The sequence below is a fragment of the Methylobacterium sp. WL103 genome, from assembly GCF_008039885.1.
GTDB lineage: Bacteria > Pseudomonadota > Alphaproteobacteria > Rhizobiales > Beijerinckiaceae > Methylobacterium > Methylobacterium cerastii.
This window is the reverse complement of sequence record NZ_VRUX01000647.1, coordinates 1-2,277: the sequence shown is the minus strand read 5'-3', so window position 1 is coordinate 2,277 and position 2,277 is coordinate 1. Positions and strand designations below refer to the sequence as shown.

Sequence of the window (2,277 nt, the reverse complement as noted above, 5' to 3'; positions counted from 1 at the left end):
AGGCCGCTCGCCGGGCTCCCGGATGGCACGGCGGCGGCCTGATCCCGTCAGGCCGGCTCGGACGCGTGCGGCACGGTCGCCGTCAGCCGCAGGTTCATCGCCTTCAGGACGCGCACCGTCGTGTCGAGGCTCGGGTTGCCGTCCTCGGAGAGCGCCTTGTAAAGGCTCTCGCGCGATAGCCCGGAGGTGCGGGCGATCCGCGTCATGCCGCGCGCGCGGGCGGCGACGCCGAGGGCGTGCCGGAAGAGCGCCGTGTCTCCCTCCTCGAAGGCCGCGGTGAGGTACTCCGCCAGCGCCTCGTCGGTCTCCAGGTAGTCGGCGGAATCGTAGGGCTGCGTCTCGGTCATGCGCCGTCTCCGTCCTGCAGGCCCGCCGCCAGGGCCTTGGCCTGCACGATGTCGCGTTGCTGGCTGCTCTTGTCCCCGCCGCAGAGCAGAACGATCAGGGCCTCGCCGCGGCGGACGAACTACAGGCGATAGCCCGGCCCGACATCGACGCGCAGCTCGCTCACCCCGGAGCCGACCGGTTTCGCATCGCCGGCGTTTCCCGCGGCGAGCCGGTCGATCCGGATCGCGATGCGGGCCTTGGCGCACTGATCCCGCAAGGCGCGCAGCCAAGCGTCGAAACCAGCCGTACGGCGGATGCGGATCATCATCTTTTGTATTCTATAGGATACGGTCTTGCAAGCGTTTGGGCCGGGTCGCGACGGCACGGCCGATCTATGGTAGACGCGTTCCGCCTCGGCGGCGGAGATGCTCGCGCGCCGTATCCCAAGGAACCCGGGACCCGACGCGGTGTCGAAAAAAGCCTTCGTCAAATCCTACGGCTGCCAGATGAACGCCTACGACGCCGCCCGCATGGCGGACGTCTTGGCCGAGCAGGGGTTCTCCGCCACCGACCACGTCGAGGAGGCGGACGTGGTGGTGCTCAACACTTGCCACATCCGCGAGAAGGCGGCCGAGAAGGTCTATTCCGAGCTCGGGCGCCTGCGCGTGCTCAAGGATGCGCGCCAGCTCGAAGGCCGCGACACCCGCATCGTCGTCGCCGGCTGCGTGGCGCAGGCCGAGGGCGCCGAGATCCTGCACCGCGCGCCCGTCGTCGATGTGGTGGTCGGCCCGCAGAGCTACCATCGCCTGCCGGACCTGCTGGCCCGCTCGCACGCCAAGCGCGTGGTCGACACCGAATTCCCCGTCGAGGACAAGTTCGACCACCTGCCGGCGCGGCGCACCGCGGGCGTCTCCGCCTTCCTCACGGTGCAGGAGGGCTGCGACAAGTTCTGCGCGTTCTGCGTCGTGCCCTACACCCGCGGCGCCGAGGTCTCGCGCTCGATCGCGGCGGTCGTGGCGGAGGCGGAAAGGCTCGCCGCCGGCGGGGTCCGCGAGATCGGCCTCGTCGGCCAGAACGTGAACGCCTACCACGGGCTCGCCAGCGATGGCGGGACCGCGACGCTCTCCGACCTGATCCGGGCGGTGGCGCGCGTGCCCGGCATCGCCCGCATCCGCTACACCACGAGCCACCCCAACGACATGGGCGACGACCTGATCGCGGCGCATGCCGAGATCCCGGCCCTGATGCCCTACCTCCACCTGCCGGTGCAGTCGGGCTCCGACCGCATCCTCGCGGCGATGAACCGCAAGCATACCGGCGACGCCTACCGGCGGATCATCGACCGGGTCCGCAAGGTCCGTCCCGACATCGCCCTGTCCTCGGACTTCATCGTCGGCTTCCCCGGCGAGACCGACGCCGAGTTCGCCGACACGATGCGTCTCGTTTCCGATGTCGGGTTCGAGAGCGCCTACTCCTTCAAGTACAGCCCGCGCCCCGGCACGCCGGCCGCCGAGCGCGCCGACGCGGTGCCGGAGGACGTCATGACCGCCCGCCTCCATGCGCTGCAGGCGCTGCTCGATGCGCAGCGCCACGCGTTCCAGCGCGCGGCGGTGGGCCAGGTGGTCGAGGTCCTGGTCGAAAAGGTCGGCCGCCGGCCGGGTCAGGTCGCGGGCAAGACGCCGCACCTGCTCGCCGTTCAGTTCGACGCCCCCACCTCCTGCATCGGGCGGATCGTGCCAGTGCGCGTCGTCGAGGCGGGGACCAACAGCCTGTTCGGCGAGGCGATCGAGGCCGCCGCGGCGGCGTGATCCCGGATCGCGCTGCGCGATCCGGCCCCCGCGACCGTGGGACGGCGGCAATCCGCCGGGTCTCATGGGCTCCTGCCCACGAGGCTCGGCATGAGCGATGAAGGGAGTGTTCGTGGCGTCATTCGACGGAACGGCCGGGCGC

General features: G+C 70.8%; 2 protein-coding genes and 1 pseudogene. 1 reads left to right on the top strand and 2 read right to left on the bottom strand.

The annotated features are described in order from the left end of the window. Nucleotides 1-47 precede the first annotated feature (47 nt). Complete coding sequence (locus FV222_RS23670) at nt 48-347, bottom strand: addiction module antidote protein (protein WP_147754155.1); 300 nt, start codon at nt 345-347, stop codon at nt 48-50. Next, nucleotides 344-652 (bottom strand): annotated as a pseudogene (locus FV222_RS23665) (type II toxin-antitoxin system RelE/ParE family toxin). The gene FV222_RS23670 and the pseudogene FV222_RS23665 overlap by 4 nt, the downstream one beginning before the upstream one ends. A 100-nt stretch (nt 653-752) precedes the next feature. Here FV222_RS23665 and miaB point away from each other — a divergent pair. Continuing rightward, on the top strand, nt 753-2,135 hold the full coding sequence (gene miaB / locus FV222_RS23660; RefSeq protein WP_147754154.1) for a tRNA (N6-isopentenyl adenosine(37)-C2)-methylthiotransferase MiaB: 1,383 nt from the start codon (nt 753-755) through the stop codon (nt 2,133-2,135). Nucleotides 2,136-2,277: the final 142 nt, after the last annotated feature.

What these genes read in the sequence shown, in the direction of transcription:
- FV222_RS23670 (WP_147754155.1), bottom strand. Translation starts at nt 347, where the DNA reads ATGACCGAGACGCAGCCCTACGATTCCGCCGACTACCTGGAGACCGAC.
- miaB (WP_147754154.1), top strand. Translation starts at nt 753, where the DNA reads ATGCTCGCGCGCCGTATCCCAAGGAACCCGGGACCCGACGCGGTGTCG.